The organism is Salinicola sp. V024, assembly GCF_052645315.1.
The window spans coordinates 1-1,145 of record NZ_JBQXYB010000041.1 but is presented as its reverse complement, the minus strand read 5'-3'; the positions used below and the strand labels follow the sequence as shown (position 1 = coordinate 1,145).

The window sequence follows — 1,145 nt, the reverse complement described above, 5'->3', positions numbered from 1 at the left end:
GTTCACTATCGGTCAGCCAGGAGTATTTAGCCTTGGAGGATGGTCCCCCCATGTTCAGTCAGGGTTTCACGTGCCCCGACCTACTCGATTTCACACATTCAGGTTTTCGACTACGGGGCTATCACCCGCTACGGCCGGCCTTTCCAGGCACGTTCGTCTAACCAGTCACATGCTTAAGGGCTACTCCCCGTTCGCTCGCCGCTACTAGGGGAATCTCGGTTGATTTCTTTTCCTCCGGGTACTTAGATGTTTCAGTTCTCCGGGTTCGCTTCCCAACACCTATGGATTCAGTGTGGGATACCCAGCTTATGCTGGGTGGGTTTCCCCATTCGGAAATGTCCGGGTCGCAGGTTGTTTGCCACCTCACCGAACCTTATCGCAGGCTACAACGTCCTTCATCGCCTCTGGCTGCCAAGGCATCCACCGTGTGCGCTTAATCGCTTGACCATATAACCCGAAAGGGTCTGGTCAGTGATTAAATCATTCGACAATTGCCGGATACGCTTGAGACGTATCTCGTTTCGTTCTTCTCCGAAGAGAAGAACTGTCAGCATGATCCAAATTGTTAAAGAGCGACTGTCAATCGACAGTCACAAACCGAGCTTAATCTGATCAGGTAATGAATTGATCAAACCGCATGGCTTGTGACTGTGGACTTCAGTATTGTGACTGTTGGGTATGACGAAGAGCTTAGCTGAGCTTCGTACCACTTGGGTGAAGTGGTGGAGCCTAGCGGGATCGAACCGCTGACCTCCTGCGTGCAAGGCAGGCGCTCTCCCAGCTGAGCTAAGGCCCCGATAAATGCAATTTTGTCGGAGACAAGGCGCTTTTGACCGACGTGTAGCCTGCTACACGAGGAAAAAAGCAACGCCGTATTCGGCAAAATTTGGTGGGTCTGGGCAGACTCGAACTGCCGACCTCACCCTTATCAGGGGTGCGCTCTAACCAACTGAGCTACAGACCCAAACAGTCTTGCTCTGGCCGATCAGGTAATTGATTGTGGACGCTTGAACCGCGTTAAGCTGGTCGTTTAAGGAGGTGATCCAGCCGCAGGTTCCCCTACGGCTACCTTGTTACGACTTCACCCCAGTCATGAACCACACCGTGGTGATCGCTCTCCCGAAGGTTAAGCTAACCACTTCTGG

Annotated in this window: 2 tRNA genes and 2 rRNA genes; all 4 read right to left on the bottom strand. The window is 52.6% G+C overall.

The features are described from left to right. Positions 1-447: ribosomal RNA gene (locus ACUN9V_RS19910) — 23S ribosomal RNA — on the bottom strand; the annotation flags it as partial. Between the two features lie 273 nt (positions 448-720). Further along, a tRNA-Ala gene (locus ACUN9V_RS19905) sits at positions 721-796 on the bottom strand. Positions 797-887: 91 nt separating this feature from the next. Then, positions 888-964: transfer RNA gene (locus ACUN9V_RS19900), tRNA-Ile, on the bottom strand. A 67-nt stretch (positions 965-1,031) separates the two neighbouring features. Next, positions 1,032-1,145: ribosomal RNA gene (locus ACUN9V_RS19895) — 16S ribosomal RNA — on the bottom strand; the annotation flags it as partial.